The sequence below is a fragment of the Novosphingobium sp. FKTRR1 genome (assembly GCF_020404405.1).
GTDB lineage: Bacteria > Pseudomonadota > Alphaproteobacteria > Sphingomonadales > Sphingomonadaceae > Novosphingobium.
This window is the reverse complement of record NZ_JAIZDA010000028.1, coordinates 18,447-34,651: the sequence shown is the minus strand read 5'-3', so window position 1 is coordinate 34,651 and position 16,205 is coordinate 18,447. Positions and strand designations below refer to the sequence as shown.

Below are 16,205 nucleotides of genomic sequence, written 5' to 3'. Positions count from 1 at the left end.
GGGGCTGTTTACCCGCCTGCGCGCAAGAAAGTTACCGAAACGTGCGATCCCGGCAACAGCGCGTTGCGGCAATGTCGTGAAATTCAGCCCTTTGCGGTCATCCGCTTGAGCGTGTCGAGCGCATCGCGCAGGGCACGGTCGGCATCTTCGGCGTCGATCGGAGCCGGTGTCTGGCCGGATGGCATGTTCCACCCCTTGCGCGGGGCGGTCGGCAAGGGCCACACGGCGGCACTTTCGGACTGGGGCACCAGGAACGGCACCACCTGCGCAGGATCGCCTGACGGTGCAGCCATCGGCTCGACCGGCGTTGCGGCCATGAAGGGCACGATCTCGTCGGTCCGGCCGATCTGGCGCGATTGCCCCGACAGCGACAGCCCGAGCAGCGACGGATAGCGATCGTCGTTGGCCAGCGTGGCGTCGCCTTCGCCATCCGCCTGCGTCATTGTGTCAAAGGCGAACGGGTCGGCCGGATCGTGCGCCGGCATGCCGAAGAGTGCTTCGCTTTCGCCTGTCGCCAAGGCTTGTTCGCCCTCGTCGTCCGCCCAGCGCGGCTCGGCAAACCGGCGGCTGGGCTTGGTGCGCAACAGCAGCGCGGGCGGCGTTGGCGTGGCATCGCCGATGTCCGCCGCGGAATCGTTCAGGAACGGCGCCGCAGCCCCACTCGCCTGAGCGACTTCGTCAAATCGGTCCCAATCCTGCGCGCTGGGTTGCACTTCACCGGAAAAGTGCCCTTCGGGATCAGCCAGCAAGGCATCGAAGGCTTGTTCCTTCGCAGATCCGGCGGCTGCGACTGCGCTGGCGCTGGCTGCGACGCCGATGACTGCCGCTTCGCGCAGCGCGCGGCGTTCGGCCAGCGCCAGCGCAAGGCGCTCGATCAGTTGCACAAGCCCCAGCGTCGCGACCGGCGCGTTGGCCAATGGCGAGCGGGGCGCACCGGGCACCAGCGGATCGGGGATCGCGGCAGAGGCGAACGACTTGAGCGCGTGTGGCAGGACCGGTGGCAAGATCGTTGGCTGGGGAGAATTGGCCGACACAGCCAGTTCGGCCGACACAGGCGCAGGCTCGAACCCAGAGGTGGTGGGAGTGGTCAGCGCCGGGGCATCAGCTTCAACCGCCGCAGGAAGTTCATCGGACGGCTCGGCCGACCAGTCGGACAAGTCCAGAATCATGTCATCCGGGGTGGCGGACGTGGCAAATACCTGCGGTTCGGGCAGGTTCGGCCATGGATCGTCGTCAAACGGTGCGGCAAACGGCGTGGCTGAACGCTCCGGCCCAGCCCACGCAGGCGCTTCGGCTGCCTGAACGCCCGGCACTTGAACCGCATCGCTGGTAAGCGGCAGCAGATCGTCGGTCAGGACCAGCGGGCGGCGCGGTGGCGCATCGGGATGGGCATCGCGCCGGCGCAGACGGACGACCGGATCGAACTTTGCTGATGGCATATCCGCAAACCCCGCCCGCTCGGCACCACGGCCCATCCGGCGACGCGCGATCAGCGCAAAACCAAGCCCCAAACCGGCGCCCACTGCCGCCAGCAAGAGCGCCAGCAGCAACCGCGCGGTGACACCAAGCGGCGGCGCGGCGGGAGGCAAAATGGCCGGCAGTCCCGTGCGCACCACGATCGCTTCGAAAACCCGACCCGAAACCGCCAGGCTCGACAGACCGAACAGGGCGGCACACCAGAGTGCGGCTGCGACCGGGAATAGCCGATGCGCGCCAAGCAGACGCAGCGAAGTGCCAAGCCCGTTGGCCGAAGGGCGCCCGTCGCTCACTTTGCGCAATGTCCTGCGAATGCCAGCATAGCCATCATCGTCCTGCCTTCGGCCGGTTTGCGCAAGTCCGATCTGACAGAGCGGTCAGGCGGCAATTCCGGCATATTCCACGCTCTGGCCTAACAAGGTTTGGTAAACGGGAAGATAACGCCGCACGTTGCTTGCCCAGTCGTGCGCGCTTTCGACAAAGGCGCGGGCTGTGGCACGGCGTTCGTCCCACCCTTCACGCTGGCCCAGCAGGGCGATCATGGCGTTGGCGAGCGCGGTCGGATCGTCGGGCGCGAACAGCGTGCCGGTGCGGCCATGCTCGATCAGTTCGCGATGCCCGCCAACGCTGCTGGCAGCGACCAGCTTGCCCTGTGCCATGGCCTCAAGCGGCTTGAGCGGCGTGACCAGATCGGTCAGCCGCATGGCCTTGCGCGGATAGCACACCACATCGGCCAGCGCGTAATAGCGGTCGACCTCGTGGTGCGGCACCCGGCCGACAAAGCAGATCGCACGGGAAGCGGGCGACTGCGCCGCCTGCCGACGCAGCGCATCGCCCGCAGGGCCACCGCCGACCAGCAGCAAGCGCGCATCGGGCAATTGCTCGACGATGGCAGGCATCGCCGCGATCAGATCGTCGAGCCCTTCATAAGGGTAGAAGCTTCCCAGGAACCCGATCACCGGCCCTTTGCCAAGGCCCAGCCCTTCGGCCAGTTCGGCATCGCGCGCCAGCGGGCTGCCGAACAGCGCAAGGTCGACACCGTTGGGCATGATCGCCATTCGCGAACGGTCAAAGCCGCGCGCGACCAGATCGTCCTGCAACCCCTGACAGATGGTGATGACCGCATCCGCCCCGGCAACGACCCGGTTTTCCAATTGCCGCGTCAGCCGGTAGCGCGCCGATCCTTCACGGCCAGTACCATTGCCGACCGAAGCATCCTCCCAGAACGCGCGAATCTCATAGACCACCGGAATGCCCAGCCGCTTACCCGCGCGCAACGCCGCCATGCCGCACAGGGCTGGCGAATGGGCATGGAGCACGTCCGGCCGCCATTCCTCTGCCAGCGCCTCGATCCGGCGGGCGAGCGCCGTGATCTCGCCCCATTCGCGCAAACCGGGCAAGCCCTTGGGAACACCGGGCGTCCGGTGAAACGTCAGCCCTTCTGCCACTTCGGGATCGGCCAGAGTCGCGGCCGACGTGCTCCACGCCGCCGAATCGAGCTGGCGCTGTCCGGTCACCCCGCGCACCTCAAGCCCCATCGCCTGCTGCGCATGAAGAATCGCGCGGGTGCGAAAGGTGTAGCCACTGTGCAGCGGCAGGCTGTGGTCAAGAACGTGGAGGATGCGCATGATGGCTCTTTCTTCGCACGCGATGGCTTAACGGCGCGTCAACCGTGATAGAATAGGGCGATGGTCATGATCGGTCCGAACCTTTGTCGCGTCCAGACGGCTGGCGACCCTGCTCTGCAGGCGGGTGTGAGGACGACAGGTGCTTAACTTATTCCTGACCGCCTTTGTCGTCGCGTTCTTTGCGGCCGGGTTCCGCCGACCGTTCCTGTTCGTGCTGGCATACGCCTACATCGATATCGTTGCCCCACAGAAGGTCAGCTGGGGCTTTCTGCAGGTGATCCCGATCTCGCTGATTGCGTTCCTGCTGGCGGTGGGGTCGTGGGCGGTGGCCGAGGACAAGAACGGCATCCGGCTCGGTTCGCGCCAGATCGTGATGATCCTGCTGCTGGTCTATTGCGGGCTGACCACGCGCGTGGCCGATTTCCCGGTCGAGGCCGCCGACAAATGGGGCTGGGTGTGGAAGGCGCTGGTCTTTGCGATCTTCCTGCCGCTGACCTTGCGCACCCGGCTGCGGATCGAATCGCTGGCGCTGATCATGGTGCTGTCGGTCGGCGTCATCGTGGTCGGCGGCGGGATCAAGACACTGTTTTCGGGCGGCGGCTATGGCGAGTTGCGCCTTTTGGTGAACGACAACACCGGGCTTTACGAAGGCTCGATCATCTCGACGGTGGCGATCTGCGTGATCCCGCTGGCGCTCTGGCTGGCGCGGTTCGGCACCGTGTTCAAGCCCGGCCTGCTGGTCTGGCTGTTTGCGCTGGGGCTCAGCTTTGCTTGCGTGCTGATGCCGATCGGAACGCAAGCGCGCACCGGGCTGATCTGCTTTGGCGTGATGCTGGTGATGATGTTGCGCTCGACCAAGCGGCGGATGACCTACATCGGGGTGGTCGTGGCGGTTGGCATGATCGCGGTTCCGCTGTTGCCGCAAAGCTTTACCGAGCGGATGAGCACGATCAAGAACCACCAGTCGGACCAGTCCGCCTCGACGCGGGTGGCGGTGTGGAAATGGACGATCGAATTCGTCAAGACGCGGCCCTTTGGCGGGGGCTTCGATGCGTTCCGGCAGAATGCGGTCAGCTATGACAAGGTGATGTCCGAAAGCGCTGGCGACAACAACACCGCCATCAGCACCGTGCGCGTGGTGGAAAAGGCGCGGGCCTATCACTCCAGCTATTTCGAGATGTTGGGCGAACAGGGCTATCCGGGGCTTGGGCTGTGGTTGCTGTTGCACGTGATGGGGGTGGTCCACATGGAACTGATCCGCCGCCGCTTTGCCAAGAACCCGCCACCCGACCTTGTCTGGGTGACGCCGCTTGCCGATGCGTTGCAACAGGCGCAGATCATCTACTTGTTCGGCGGTGCCTTCGTGGGGATCGCGTTCCAGCCGTTCTGCTACATGCTGGTCGGCCTGCAATGCGGACTTCAGGCCTATGTCGGGCGCATCCGGCGGACCGAGATCGTGCCATTCCGCGCCCCGCGCGTCGTCCCGGAGCCAGCGGCACCGCCCGCTTAATCGGCCACTTAACATCGCTGTTGCACGCGTCAGTCGATCGCGCCATGGTACGCCCAACAACAGGTTCAACAACAAGGGTGAGGCGCCGGACATGGCAAAGTTTATCAACCCGAACGAAATGGGCGCGCTGGTCGGCCAGGTGGTCGGCACGTCCGAATGGGTCGAGGTTTCGCAAGAGCGGATCAACCAATTCGCCGAGGCGACCGGTGACTACCAGTTCATCCATATCGATCCTGTCGCCGCAGCCCAGACCCCGTTCGGCGGCACCATTGCGCATGGCTTCCTGACGCTGTCGCTGATCCCGCTGCTGACCGCGCAAAGCGATTGCCCGCGCCCCGAAGGCATCAAGATGGGCGTCAACTATGGCGGCAACCGGACGCGCTTTCTGGCCCCGGTACGCGCCGGCAAGCGCGTGCGCGGCGTGTTCAAGCTGCTCGAGATCGAGGAAAAGCGCCCCGGTCAGTGGCAGCAGACGATGGAAATCACCGTCGAGATCGAAGGCGAGCCCAAGCCTGCACTGATCTGCGAATGGCTCACGCAGTTTTTTGTTTGAGGTGAGCGCCCTTGGCGGATGCCAAGGGCGCACTTTCAGATCAAGCAACCACGCTCAGTTTGCGGCCGGAATCGCGCGCGTCGTGGCGATCGATCCATTCGTCGACGATCGGCGCGATCTTGTTGCGCCAGCGTGAGCCGTTGAAGATGCCGTAGTGGCCGACTTCGGCGGCAAGGTGGTATTGCTTGAGCTTGTCGGGCAGGTTGGGCGTCACCTTCAACGCTGCGCGGGTCTGGCCGATGCCCGAGATGTCGTCGCGCTCGCCCTCGATGCACAGGATCGCGGTATCGTGGATCGCGCCAAGGTCGACGACCTGCCCGCGATGCGCAAACTCGCCCTTGGGCAAAGCGTGACGCTGGAACACCACATCGACCGTCTGCAGATAGAATTCGGCGGTCATGTCGCAGACGGAGCGATATTCCTCGTAGAACGTCTTGGTGCCCTCGGCACTTTCGCCGTCGCCCTGCACCAGATGGTTGAACAGCGCATAATGGCTCATCATGTGGCTGCCCAGATTCATCGACATGAACGAGGCAAGCTGGACGAAGCCCGGATATACCCGACGCCCGGCCCCCGGATAGTTGGCCGGGACCGTGGTGATCACATTGTGCTTGAACCACACGTGCGGGCGCGTGATGGCGTGATCGTTGACCGCCGTCGGGCTTTCGCGCGTGTCGATCGGGCCGCCCATCATCGTCAGCGAAACCGGGCGGCAGGGGTTGTTTTCGCGCGCCATGATCGCGGTTGCGGCAAATGCCGGAACCGACGGCTGGCACACCGCCATCAGGTGCGCACCGGGGCCGATGAATTCCAGAAAATCGACGATGTAGTCGATGTATTCGTCCAGATCGAAACGGCCTTCGCTCAACGGCACGAATTTGGCGTCTGCCCAATCGGTGATGTAAACGACGTTGTGCTCCAGCATCCGCTCAAGCGTGCCGCGCAGCAGTGTGGCGTAGTGCCCGCTCATCGGGGCCACGATCAGCAGGCGCGGTGCATCGGCGGGCAGTCCATCGTGGCTGAAGCGCTTGAGATCGCCGAACGGACGGTGGATCTCGGTCGTTTCGGTGACGACGTGGGCCTGACCATCGAGATGGATGGCCTTGATCCCGAAGGTCGGCTTGCCGCGAGGCGCCGTTGCGTGTGCGAACACATCGAGCGCCGAGGCGTACATCTGGGTCAACCCCGTGCCTGCCAGCGGGAAGCGCGAATCGTTGAGCAACTCGGCCCCCATCGAGGCCATGGCGCTGCATGCGTTAAGCAGCGAGCGCTGGATTTCATAAGCCTTGTACAGCACTTGCAACCATTCCTGTTTTGAAGGACCGGCCAACCTGATGCGATCCGGGGCGAGTCCGCGTTGTCTGGCATAGTGCCGGTAAACATCACGTTGTGCAATGCAGCAGAAAGTGCGGCCTCTTGCGCCCCCTTTCGGTCAGGGCCTGCATGGGGTAGTCGGGCGCCATGAACGAGCAAGTCGCACCCGTTGACCAGCATCTGGCCGAACCGCACCCCACCGAACCCACGCCGCTGACGCAGGCCGATGGTGCGCAAGCGGCTGAGCCGCCGCGTGCCCGGTCGATCACCCCGCTGCGCATGGTCTGGCGCGAGGCGTTGAAGTATCCGGGGCAAGTCGCAGCCTCGCTGGCAGCGCTGGTGGTGACGGCCTTGGCAACGCTGGCGATTCCCGGAGGCTTCCGGCTGATCATCGACAAGGGCTTTTCGCGCGGGGCCGACACTGCCGCGCTGGGCCACTGGTTCGAACTGCTGTTGCTGGTGGTGGTCGTGCTGGCGCTTGGCACCGCGACGCGGTTCTATTTCGTGTCGTGGCTCGGCGAGCGCGTGGTTGCCGACATCCGCATCAAGGTGCAGGGCAACCTGCTGCGCCTGCCTCCAAGCTTTTTCGAATCGAACAGTCCCAAGGAAATCTCCAGCCGGATGACTTCGGACACCGCGATCATCGAACAGGTCGTGGGCACGACCGTGTCGATCGCGCTGCGCAACACGATCATGGGTCTGGGCGGCATCGTCTATCTGTTCGCGCTGGCCCCGGCGCTGACCACGTGGCTGCTGGTCGGCATTCCGCTGGTGATCCTGCCGATCACCTTCTTCGGACGGCGGCTGCGCAATGTCTCGCGCACCAGCCAGGATCGCGTCGCCGACGTCGGCGTGCTGGTGGCCGAAGTGCTGGGCGCGATGAAGGTGGTGCAAGCGTTCGGGCAGGAAGGGCGCGAACTGATCCGCTTTTCCGAAGCGGTCGAGCGCACCTTCGGCACCGCGCGCCGACGCATCCTGATCCGTGCGGCGATGACCGCGATCATCATCCTGCTGGTGTTCGGCGGCATCACCGCGGTGATGTGGCAGGGCGCGCTGGCCGTGGCCGCAGGGCGCATCAGCGGCGGCACCATCGCCGCCTTCGTGCTGACCGGAGGGCTTGTCGCCGGTGCCTTCGGCGCACTGACCGAAGTCTATGGCGATCTGCTGCGCGGCGCCGGTGCCGCCAGCCGCCTGACCGAACTGCTCAACGAACAGCCCGACATCGCTCCGCCGGCCCGGCCGATCGTGCTGCCCAGCCCCGCGCGCGGCCAGTTGCAGTTCCAGAACGTCACGTTCCGCTACCCCAGCCGTCCCGAAGTCGCCGCGCTCAGCGGGTTTTCGCTGACGGTCGAGCCGGGCGAGACGGTTGCCATCGTCGGCCCGTCGGGCGCGGGCAAGTCCACTTTGTTCCAATTGGCCGAACGGTTCTATGACCCGCAGGGCGGCACCATCCGGCTTGACGGCGTGCCGCTCAACCAGGCCGACCCGGCCGAAATCCGCGCCCGCATGGCGCTGGTACCGCAGGACGGCACCCTGTTTGCCGCCAGCGCGCGCGACAACTTGCGCTATGGCAACTGGAACGTCGGCGATGCGGCGATCTGGGACGCGGCCCGCACCGCCAATGCCGAGGAATTCCTGCGCGCCCTGCCCCAAGGTCTCGACACTTTTCTGGGTGAGGACGGCACCCGCCTTTCGGGTGGTCAGCGCCAGCGGATCGCCATCGCCCGCGCGCTGCTGCGCGATGCCCCGATCCTGCTGCTGGACGAGGCAACCAGCGCGCTCGATGCCCAAAGCGAGCGACTGGTGCAGGACGCGCTTGAACGGCTGATGCGGTCGCGCACCACGCTGGTCATCGCCCACCGGCTGGCGACCGTGCGCCAGGCCGACCGCATCATCGTGATGGATGCGGGGCAGATCGTCGAGCAGGGAACCCACACCCAACTGAGCGCGCAAGGGGGCCTCTATGCCCGCCTTGCCAGCTTGCAGTTCGATGCACCGAAAGACTGATCGACCAACGGCGCCAACGCATCGACCGGCGGCAGCTTCCATTCGCGGCAAAGGTTGATAAGGCTGCGGGCCGTATCATCTGCAACCGAATGGGATTGGCCTGTCCGATGGTTAAGCGTTCCGTAGTCCTGCTTCTTGCAACCACTCTGCTGGCCCAGTCCGGTCCGGCGCTGGCCGCCGATCCGGCGCCGTCGCCCGCTTCTGCCGCAGCTTCCGCATCGCCCGCCGCACCCGCACCCGCACCCGCACCGCTTATGCAGCGCGATTTTCCCGGCGCGGGCCTGCAACTCGGCTATGTCGATCACACGGTAAAGCCGGGCGACGACTTCGACGCCTTCGTCAATGGCAAGTGGCAGGCCGGGTTCGTCATGCCCGCCGACAAAGTGGCCTATGGCGCGTTCGGCCTGCTCGACGACCTGTCACAGGAACGGCTCCACGCCATCCTGAACGAACTGGCCGCAGCCAAGCTCGACCCGGCCACCCCCGCTGGCAAGGTCGCCGCAGCCTATGCCGCCTATCTCGACACCGCCGCGATCGACGCCGCAGGCCTTGCCCCCGCCCAGCCCTGGCTGAGCAAGATCGCCGCGGCTCGCACCAGCGCCGATCTGGCCGCGCTGTTCGCCGCACCCGGCATCGCCTCACCCATCGGGTTCAGCGTCGATGCCGATGAAAAGGACAGCGCGCACTACATCCTGTACCTGTCCACCGGATCGCTGGGCCTGCCCGACCGCGATTTCTATCTGGTCGACAGCCCGCGCAACCTGACCGTGCGCGCCAAGTACAAGGAATGGCTGACCTTTGCCTTGGGCAAGGCCGGCAATCCCGATCCGGCCAAGGCGGCGGACGCGGTCTATGCGCTGGAAACCAAGCTGGCGCAGGCGCACTGGGACCGTGCCGTTTCGCGCAACACCGCACTCACCTACACCAAGCTGACCCGCGCTGAGGGTGAGGCCGCGCTGGCCCCCTTGCCGCTGACGGCGATGCTCGACACGATGGGGCTGGGCAGTGCCAAGGCCATGGTGCTCACCCGCATGCCGCCCTCTGCCGACACGCTGGCCAAAGCCAAGGTTTCGGCCGCCGACGCCGCAAAGCTGGGCGGCGGCATCCCCGCCATCGCCAAGCTGGTCACCAGCGAACCGGTGCAGGCGTGGAAGGACTGGCTTACGGTGCAGTTCCTCACCGCCAATGCCGGGGTGCTGCCGCACGACATCGACGATGCGCGCTTTGCCTTCTACGGCACCGTGCTCGGCGGGCAGAAGGTGCAACAGCCGCGCTGGAAGCGGGCGCTGCGCGCCACCGAAGGTCAGGTGGGCGAACAACTCGGCAAGATCTACGCCGAGCGCTTTTTTCCCGCACAAAGCAAAGCCGAGATGGCCGATCTGGTCGGCAACTTGCGCAAGGCGATGGCCGCCAACCTTGCCGACCTGAAATGGATGGGCGCCAAGACCCGCGAGCAGGCACAAGCCAAGCTCGCCGCCTTCACCCCCAAGATCGGCGCGCCCGAAAAGTACAAGGACTATGCCGGGCTGGCCATCAGCCCCACCGCTCCGCTGGCCAATGCGATTGCCGCCAGCGACTGGGAATTCCGCTACAACGCCGCGCGGCTGGGCGGCCCGGTCGACCGCAGCGAATGGGGCATGCTGCCCGAAACGATCAACGCCTATTACAACCCGGTCTATAACGAGATCGTGTTCCCCGCCGCGATCCTGCAGCCGCCGTTCTTCAATCCCACGGCCGACCCGGCGGTCAATTATGGCGGCATCGGCGCGGTGATCGGCCACGAGATGGGCCACGGCTTCGACGATCAGGGCGCCAGCTATGACGGCGATGGCAACTTGCGCGACTGGTGGACCGCCGACGACAAGGCCGCGTTCGAAAAGCTGACCGGCAAGCTGGCGGCGCAATACAGCGCGTTCTGCCCGTTCGATGACAAGTCGGTCGGCGGCAAGGCCTGCGTCAACGGCCAGCTCACGCTGGGCGAGAACATCGGCGACCTTGGCGGCCTCAGCCTGGCCTACCGCGCCTACAAGCTGTCGCTGAACGGCAAGCCCGCTCCGGTGATCGACGGGCTGACCGGCGACCAGCGCTTCTTCATGTCATGGGCGCAAGTGTGGCGCACGGCCGTCCGCGACGAATTGGCCCGCCAGTTGCTGGTGGCTGATCCCCACTCGCCCGCCCGCTATCGGATCAACGGCCTCGTCCGCAATTTCGACGAATGGTACAAGGCCTTCGACGTCAAGCCGGGCGACAAGCTGTACCAGCCGCCAGCGGACCGCGTACGGATCTGGTGAGGGCTTTTGGCCGCGGGCTGTCCTTCACGGGACAGCCCGAGCGCCCCCTCAAACCATGTCCCCCGGCCGCACCAGCCGGTCGAAGGTGGCGGCGTCCACCAGACCCAGCTTCAGTCCGGCTTCGCGCAGGGTGAGGCCTTCGGCGTGGGCGGTCTTGGCGATTTTGGCGGCGGCGTCGTAGCCGATTTCGGGGGCGAGCGCGGTAACGAGCATCAGCGAGCGGTCGACCAGCTCGGCGATGCGCGCCTCGTTCGCCTCAAGTCCGTGGACACAGCGGGTCGCAAAGCTGGCCATGCCGACGGCCAGCAGGTGGACCGAACGCAACACGGCGGCCCCGATCAGCGGCTTGAACACGTTCAGTTCCATGTGCCCCTGCAGGCCGCCGACCGTCACCGCCTGATGGTTGCCGATGACTTGCGCGGACACCATCGTCAGCATCTCGCACTGCGTGGGGTTGACCTTGCCCGGCATGATCGAACTACCCGGCTCGTTGGCGGGCAAGGACAGTTCGCCAAGGCCCGAACGCGGGCCCGAGCCCAGCAGGCGGATGTCGTTGGCGATCTTGGTCAGCGCCACCGCGAGCGTCGCCAGCGTGGCGGAAAACTGCACCAGAGCATCGTTGCTGGCCAGCGCCTCGAACCGGTTGGGCGCGGGCACAAAGGCATGCCCGGTCAGCGCCGCCAGTTCCACCGCCACCGCATCGCCGAATCCTGCCGGCGCGTTCAGCCCGGTGCCCACGGCGGTGCCGCCCTGCGCCAGCCGCAGCACGAAGCGTTCGGCATCGCGCAGCCGCTGGTACGCATCGCGCAATTGCTGGACATAGCCCGAAAACTCCTGCCCCAGCGTCAGCGGGGTGGCGTCCTGCAGGTGGGTGCGGCCGATCTTGACGATCCCCGCCCAGCTTTTCGCTTTGGCATCGAGTGCCCCTGTCAGTCGGTCGAGCGCGGGGATAAGGTCGCGGTTGAGCGCCACCACCGCCGCCACGTGCAAGGCGGTGGGGAAGCTGTCGTTGCTCGACTGGCCCTGATTGACGTGATCGTTGGGATGGACCGGCGCCTTGCCGCCGCGCGTCCCCGCCAGCCGTTCGTTGGCGATCCCGGCGATCACCTCGTTGACGTTCATGTTGGTCTGGGTGCCACTGCCGGTCTGCCAGATCACCAGCGGGAACTGGTCGTCGAAGGCCCCGGCGGAGACCTCCCCGGCGGCCTGCTCGATGGCATCGGCCAGCGCGGGATCGAGTCCGTGCGCACGGTTGACCCGCGCCGCCGCCTGCTTGACCAGCGCCAGCGCGTGGACGATGCCCAGCGGCATCCGCTCGATCCCGCCGAACGGGAAGTTCTCGATCGAACGCTGGGTCTGCGCACCCCAATAGGCGCTGTCCGGCACGGCAATCGGGCCGATGGAGTCGGTTTCGATGCGGGTCATGCAAGTCCTTCCGGTAAACGCGGCCTTGCACGCAGACGCATCACGCGCGCGGCAAGGCGGCCTTGTGGCGAAGATATTCGGCCTGAACGTTCGCTCCGGCCAGTTCCGACATGACGCCCAGCGCCGCCTGCAGCCCGCGCTCTGCCATAAAGTCGATCAGCGCCTCGGGTTCGTGCCCCAGATCGAGCGCCAGCAGGCGTAGTGCTCGCGCCATGTCGATGAATTCGACCTCGGTTTCGTGCGCGGCCTTCCATTCCTCGGCCTTGCTGAAGGCATGGTGCATATCCATGATCGCGGCTCTCCTGTGCGGTCTGCAGCGGCAGAGCTATCATCGCGGACGGTGTTCGCAGATTAAGCAGGGCCATGGGGTTATCCCTCAGCGGCTTTCACAGTACGGCATTCGTATTCGTGCTGGCGTTGGGCGGAAACTTGGCGGATCGAATGGCGCATGACCGTCCTTTCTTCCCCAACAGGAAGATGGACGGCGCGATCCCGCCCGGCAAGGGCCATGGACACAAATCGAGGAAGAGGACCACCACGTGACCGCGCCAATGAGCACGAGCGAAGTTTTCCTGATCGCGCTGACCATCATTCTGGCCGTGCCCTGGCTGGTGTGGCGGTTACTGCGCACCGATGATGTGGCGCCGCTGGTGGTGGTGCAGATCGTCGGCGGCATCGTGCTCGGCCCCGGCCTGCTGGGCGCCTTGTTCCCCAGTTATTACGCCTTCGTCTTTGCCGCGCCGGTCGTCGCCAGCCTGAACGGTGTGGCGTGGTGGGCGGTGATGCTGTTCGTCTTTGCCGCCGGGCTTGAGCTTGATCTGGGTGACGCGCTGGCGCACCGGCGCGAGACGGTGATCACCGCCGCCTGCGCGCTGCTGACACCGCTGCTGGCGGGCGCGGGCGTTGCGGCAGTGCTGCTGCAAGGGCCGGGCTGGATCGGCCCCAAGGGCACCTATCCGCAGGCCGTGCTGGGGCTTGGCATGGCCTGTGCGGTCACCGCGCTGCCGATTCTGGTGCTGCTGATGGAACGGCTGGGCATCTTTCGCCAGCCGCTGGGCCAGCGCCTGCTGCGCTATGCCAGCCTTGATGACGTGGCGATCTGGGGCGTGCTCGCACTGATCCTGCTCGATTGGGAACGGATCGGACGGCAAGGCCTGTTCCTCGTCGGCTTTGCGCTGGCGGCGTGGGGCTTGCGCAAGCTGATGCCGCGCCTGGGCGAAGGCGACCGCTGGCAGATCGCGCTGATCTGGCTCGCCGCCGTCGGATTCGCCGCCGACTGGTCGGGGCTGCATTTCATGGTCGGCGCGTTTCTGGCCGGTGCGGTGATGGACGCCGACTGGTTCGAGCAGGGTCAGCGCGATGCCTTCCGTCGCATCGTGCTGCTGGCGCTGATGCCGGTGTTCTTCCTGTCCACCGGCTTGCGGACGCGGTGGGATGTGGGCGGCCTTGCCGTGTTCGGCGCGGCGGGCCTGTTCCTTGTCGCGTCGGTAGCAGGCAAGCTGGCTGGCGTATCGCTGGCCGGACGGCTGCTCGGCTGGGAGAAGGGCGAGGCCGGTGTGATCGGCTGGATGCTGCAGACCAAGGCGCTGATCATGATCCTGTTCGTCAACGTGCTGCTTGACAAGGGGATCATCACCTCGGACGCGTTCACCGCGATGCTGCTGATGGCGGTGGGCAGCACGATGCTGACCGTGCCGATGGTCCGGCCCCGACTGGCGCGACTGGCGCAGCCGCAATGATGCACCGGCTGGCGGCGGCCCTGTTGCTTGCCTGCGCTGCCCCGGTCGCGCAGGCACAAGCCGTTCTGCCAACCGTGCCGCCCGCCACTGTCGCCGTCCGGTTCGACCGCCAAACCGTGCGCCCGGCCTTGGCCGAAGGGCTGGCCGACCGGGCTACGGGCCGCGGGGTGACCGCCGACGATCCGGTGCGCGTGGCGTCGATCTCCAAGCTGGTGACGACGCTGGGCGTGTTGCGGCTGGTCGATGCCGGACGGCTCGATCTTGACCGCGATGTTTCCGCCTACCTTGGCTGGCCGCTGCGCAATCCGGCGTTTCCCGACACCCCGATAACGCTGCGTCAATTGCTGTCGCACCGCTCGAGCCTGACCGACGGGGCGGACTACCTGATCCCGCTGGGCGAAACGCTGCGGCACCGCCTGGCCGATCCGCGCGCTTGGGACAGCGCCCATGCGCCGGGCAGCGACTGGTTCCATTACACCAACCTCAACTTCCCGGTCGTCGCCTCGGTGATGGAGGCGGCCACGGGCGAGCGGTTCGACCGACTGATGCGGCGGCTGGTCCTCGCCCCGCTGAAGCTGGATGCCTGCTACAACTGGTCGGGGTGTTCGCCTCGCACGATCGGCCGCGCAGTCGTGCTCTATCGCGCCGCTGGCAGTGTGGCGCGTGACGACCTGAAGGGCCAGCCCCCCGCCTGCCCGGTGCTGCCCGCCGCCGACGGCTCGTGCGATCTGGCGAGCTATGTCCCGGGCAGCAACGGCGCGCTGTTTTCGCCACAGGGCGGCCTGCGGATCTCGATGCGCGATCTTGCCCGGATCGGGCAGGTGCTGGCCCGGAGCGGTCGAGGCTTCCTGAAGCCAGCCACCTACGCCGTGCTGGTAACGCCGCAATGGCGCGCCAACGGCCACAACGGGGTGGGTGAGGATGGCGCCGACGACGGACTGTTCTGCGCCTATGGCCTTGGCCTGCAAACCCTCGCCCAAGCGACACCCGGTTGCCACGACGATCCCTTCGGCGATGGCCGCCACCGCATCGGCCACCCCGGCGAAGCCTATGGCCTGCGCTCGGGACTGTGGCTCGATCCGGCGAGCGGCAAGGGCGTGGCCTTCTTCACCAGCGCGGTGGCCGACGATGCCCCGCGCGGGACAAGCGCCTTCACCGCTGCCGAAGAAGCCGTGCTGGCGAGAATTCGTTAAACCCTGCCCGGTACTTTTCCGGCGCATGGCCGACTTCATCATCGTGGCGATCGTTGCCGACGCGCTGTTCGTGCTGTTCTGCCTGTGGCAGGTGCTGACCCTGTTGAGCGGCTGGCGCCCCGCCCTCGCCCGCGTCTGGCGCAGCGACTATACCGGCGACCAGCAGCGCGAGGACTTCTGGTCGTTCGGCATGACCGCGTTCACCTCGCGCGGGTACAACTGGCGCGATGGCGAGGATACGCGGCTGGTCGAGGACGAAATCGTGTTCACCGGCGATGACGGGCGCGAACACCGCGCGCTGGTGCAGCGGCAGGTCGCGCGCGGCTGGCAACCGACGCAGAACTATGGCGTGTGGTACAACCCGGCCAACCCGGCGCAAGTGACGGTCAGGGGGCCGCTGTACTGGTCGTTACTGGCGATCCTGTCGCTGGTGGTTGCAGGACTCCTCGTCCGCGCCTTGCTCGCGCTCGGCGGTGGGGCGCAAGGCTGATCCCCGTCACTGGCCATAAGCGCAGGGGCGCCGCGTCGGCAGCGTGTTAGGGTGCGCCAAAGCCGGTAACCGGCAGCGGGAGAGCGTCATCATGAGCGAAGTTTCGGCAATCGAGCAACTGATCGCGATCGAGGAGATCAAGGCGCTCAAGGCGCGCTACTTCCGCCTGATGGACACCAAGGATTTTGCCGGACTGCGCGCGGTGTTTGCCGATGATGCCACGTTCGATGCCAGTTGCTCGCTGTCGCTGCAGCCGGCTGAGGATGCCGCCAACTGGATCCACAGCGGCGGCGATGCCATCGTCGCATTTGTCCGTGCCGCGGTGGAGACCTTGCGCACCGTCCACCATGGCCACTGCCACGAGATCACGGTGACAAGCCCGACGCAGGCGCATGGGGTGATTGCGATGGAGGACCAGATCTGGGATCTGGCCGGTACGGTCAAGACGCTGCACGGCATGGGCCACTATCACGAAACTTACGTCAAGGTGGACGGCGTCTGGCGCATCCACACCAGCCGGATCAGCCGCCTGCACGTGATTGTGGGCTAACCCTGCCCGATCTGCCATAGGCGGCGGCG

General features: G+C 66.2%; 13 protein-coding genes. 8 read left to right on the top strand and 5 right to left on the bottom strand.

The window, feature by feature from the left end:
• Positions 1 to 83: 83 nt before the first annotated feature.
• Together LDN95_RS18730 and LDN95_RS18725 are read right to left on the bottom strand one after the other, a co-directional pair.
• A complete protein-coding gene (locus LDN95_RS18730) occupies positions 84 to 1,769 on the bottom strand; it encodes a hypothetical protein (RefSeq protein ID WP_226019091.1) in 1,686 nt (561 codons plus the stop codon).
• 84 nt (positions 1,770 to 1,853) lie between these two features.
• Positions 1,854 to 3,107 (bottom strand): TIGR04063 family PEP-CTERM/XrtA system glycosyltransferase, encoded by a 1,254-nt coding sequence (locus tag LDN95_RS18725; protein WP_226019102.1) that lies wholly within the window; start codon positions 3,105 to 3,107, stop codon positions 1,854 to 1,856.
• Between the two features lie 136 nt (positions 3,108 to 3,243).
• On the opposite strand from LDN95_RS18725, the gene LDN95_RS18720 reads away from it, so the two are divergent.
• Together LDN95_RS18720 and LDN95_RS18715 are read left to right on the top strand one after the other, a co-directional pair.
• The gene (locus tag LDN95_RS18720; RefSeq protein WP_226019090.1) at positions 3,244 to 4,614 is read left to right on the top strand and encodes a putative O-glycosylation ligase, exosortase A system-associated; all 1,371 of its coding nucleotides are present in this window, start codon (positions 3,244 to 3,246) and stop codon (positions 4,612 to 4,614) included.
• Positions 4,615 to 4,705: 91 nt separating this feature from the next.
• Positions 4,706 to 5,167, top strand: coding sequence for a MaoC family dehydratase (locus LDN95_RS18715; RefSeq protein ID WP_226019089.1), 462 nt, complete (start codon positions 4,706 to 4,708; stop codon positions 5,165 to 5,167).
• Positions 5,168 to 5,207: 40 nt separating this feature from the next.
• Here the strand turns inward: LDN95_RS18715 and LDN95_RS18710 are convergent, their stop codons facing one another.
• Complete coding sequence (locus tag LDN95_RS18710) at positions 5,208 to 6,464, bottom strand: polyhydroxyalkanoate depolymerase (RefSeq protein WP_226019088.1); 1,257 nt, start codon at positions 6,462 to 6,464, stop codon at positions 5,208 to 5,210.
• 164 nt (positions 6,465 to 6,628) lie between these two features.
• Between LDN95_RS18710 and LDN95_RS18705 the strand changes: the two genes are divergently transcribed.
• Both LDN95_RS18705 and LDN95_RS18700 read left to right on the top strand, forming a co-directional pair.
• Complete coding sequence (locus LDN95_RS18705; RefSeq protein WP_226019087.1) at positions 6,629 to 8,488, top strand: ABC transporter transmembrane domain-containing protein; 1,860 nt, start codon at positions 6,629 to 6,631, stop codon at positions 8,486 to 8,488.
• 107 nt (positions 8,489 to 8,595) lie between these two features.
• The gene (locus tag LDN95_RS18700; protein WP_226019086.1) at positions 8,596 to 10,779 is read left to right on the top strand and encodes a M13 family metallopeptidase; all 2,184 of its coding nucleotides are present in this window, start codon (positions 8,596 to 8,598) and stop codon (positions 10,777 to 10,779) included.
• Positions 10,780 to 10,827: 48 nt separating this feature from the next.
• On the opposite strand, the gene fumC is transcribed toward LDN95_RS18700, so the two are convergent.
• Positions 10,828 to 12,204 carry a class II fumarate hydratase gene (fumC, locus tag LDN95_RS18695; protein WP_226019085.1) on the bottom strand — a complete coding sequence of 459 codons (1,377 nt, stop codon included), beginning with the start codon at positions 12,202 to 12,204 and terminating at the stop codon, positions 10,828 to 10,830.
• 40 nt (positions 12,205 to 12,244) lie between these two features.
• Positions 12,245 to 12,493 carry a hypothetical protein gene (locus LDN95_RS18690; protein WP_226019084.1) on the bottom strand — a complete coding sequence of 83 codons (249 nt, stop codon included), beginning with the start codon at positions 12,491 to 12,493 and terminating at the stop codon, positions 12,245 to 12,247.
• Positions 12,494 to 12,755: 262 nt separating this feature from the next.
• On the opposite strand from LDN95_RS18690, the gene LDN95_RS18685 reads away from it, so the two are divergent.
• From LDN95_RS18685 to LDN95_RS18670, 4 genes are all read left to right on the top strand, one after another.
• Complete coding sequence (locus LDN95_RS18685; protein ID WP_226019083.1) at positions 12,756 to 13,943, top strand: cation:proton antiporter; 1,188 nt, start codon at positions 12,756 to 12,758, stop codon at positions 13,941 to 13,943.
• Complete coding sequence (locus LDN95_RS18680; protein ID WP_226019082.1) at positions 13,940 to 15,136, top strand: serine hydrolase; 1,197 nt, start codon at positions 13,940 to 13,942, stop codon at positions 15,134 to 15,136. Before LDN95_RS18685 ends, LDN95_RS18680 begins: the two co-directional genes overlap by 4 nt.
• Positions 15,137 to 15,161: 25 nt before the next feature.
• Entirely contained in the window at positions 15,162 to 15,626 is a 465-nt protein-coding gene (locus LDN95_RS18675) for a DUF3592 domain-containing protein (RefSeq protein ID WP_255631014.1), read from the top strand.
• A gap of 91 nt (positions 15,627 to 15,717) precedes the next feature.
• Positions 15,718 to 16,176, top strand: a complete 459-nt coding sequence (locus LDN95_RS18670; RefSeq protein WP_226019080.1) for a nuclear transport factor 2 family protein — start codon at positions 15,718 to 15,720, stop codon at positions 16,174 to 16,176.
• The last annotated feature ends 29 nt before the right edge of the window (positions 16,177 to 16,205 follow it).

Excerpts from the sequence above, each read along its gene's own strand:
- LDN95_RS18685 (WP_226019083.1), top strand. The coding sequence starts at position 12,756 with ATGAGCACGAGCGAAGTTTTCCTGATCGCGCTGACCATCATTCTGGCC.
- LDN95_RS18670 (WP_226019080.1), top strand. The coding sequence starts at position 15,718 with ATGAGCGAAGTTTCGGCAATCGAGCAACTGATCGCGATCGAGGAGATC.
- LDN95_RS18705 (WP_226019087.1), top strand. The coding sequence starts at position 6,629 with ATGAACGAGCAAGTCGCACCCGTTGACCAGCATCTGGCCGAACCGCAC.
- LDN95_RS18675 (WP_255631014.1), top strand. The coding sequence starts at position 15,162 with ATGGCCGACTTCATCATCGTGGCGATCGTTGCCGACGCGCTGTTCGTG.
- LDN95_RS18690 (WP_226019084.1), bottom strand. The coding sequence starts at position 12,493 with ATGGATATGCACCATGCCTTCAGCAAGGCCGAGGAATGGAAGGCCGCG.
- LDN95_RS18700 (WP_226019086.1), top strand. The coding sequence starts at position 8,596 with ATGGTTAAGCGTTCCGTAGTCCTGCTTCTTGCAACCACTCTGCTGGCC.
- LDN95_RS18680 (WP_226019082.1), top strand. The coding sequence starts at position 13,940 with ATGATGCACCGGCTGGCGGCGGCCCTGTTGCTTGCCTGCGCTGCCCCG.
- fumC (WP_226019085.1), bottom strand. The coding sequence starts at position 12,204 with ATGACCCGCATCGAAACCGACTCCATCGGCCCGATTGCCGTGCCGGAC.
- LDN95_RS18715 (WP_226019089.1), top strand. The coding sequence starts at position 4,706 with ATGGCAAAGTTTATCAACCCGAACGAAATGGGCGCGCTGGTCGGCCAG.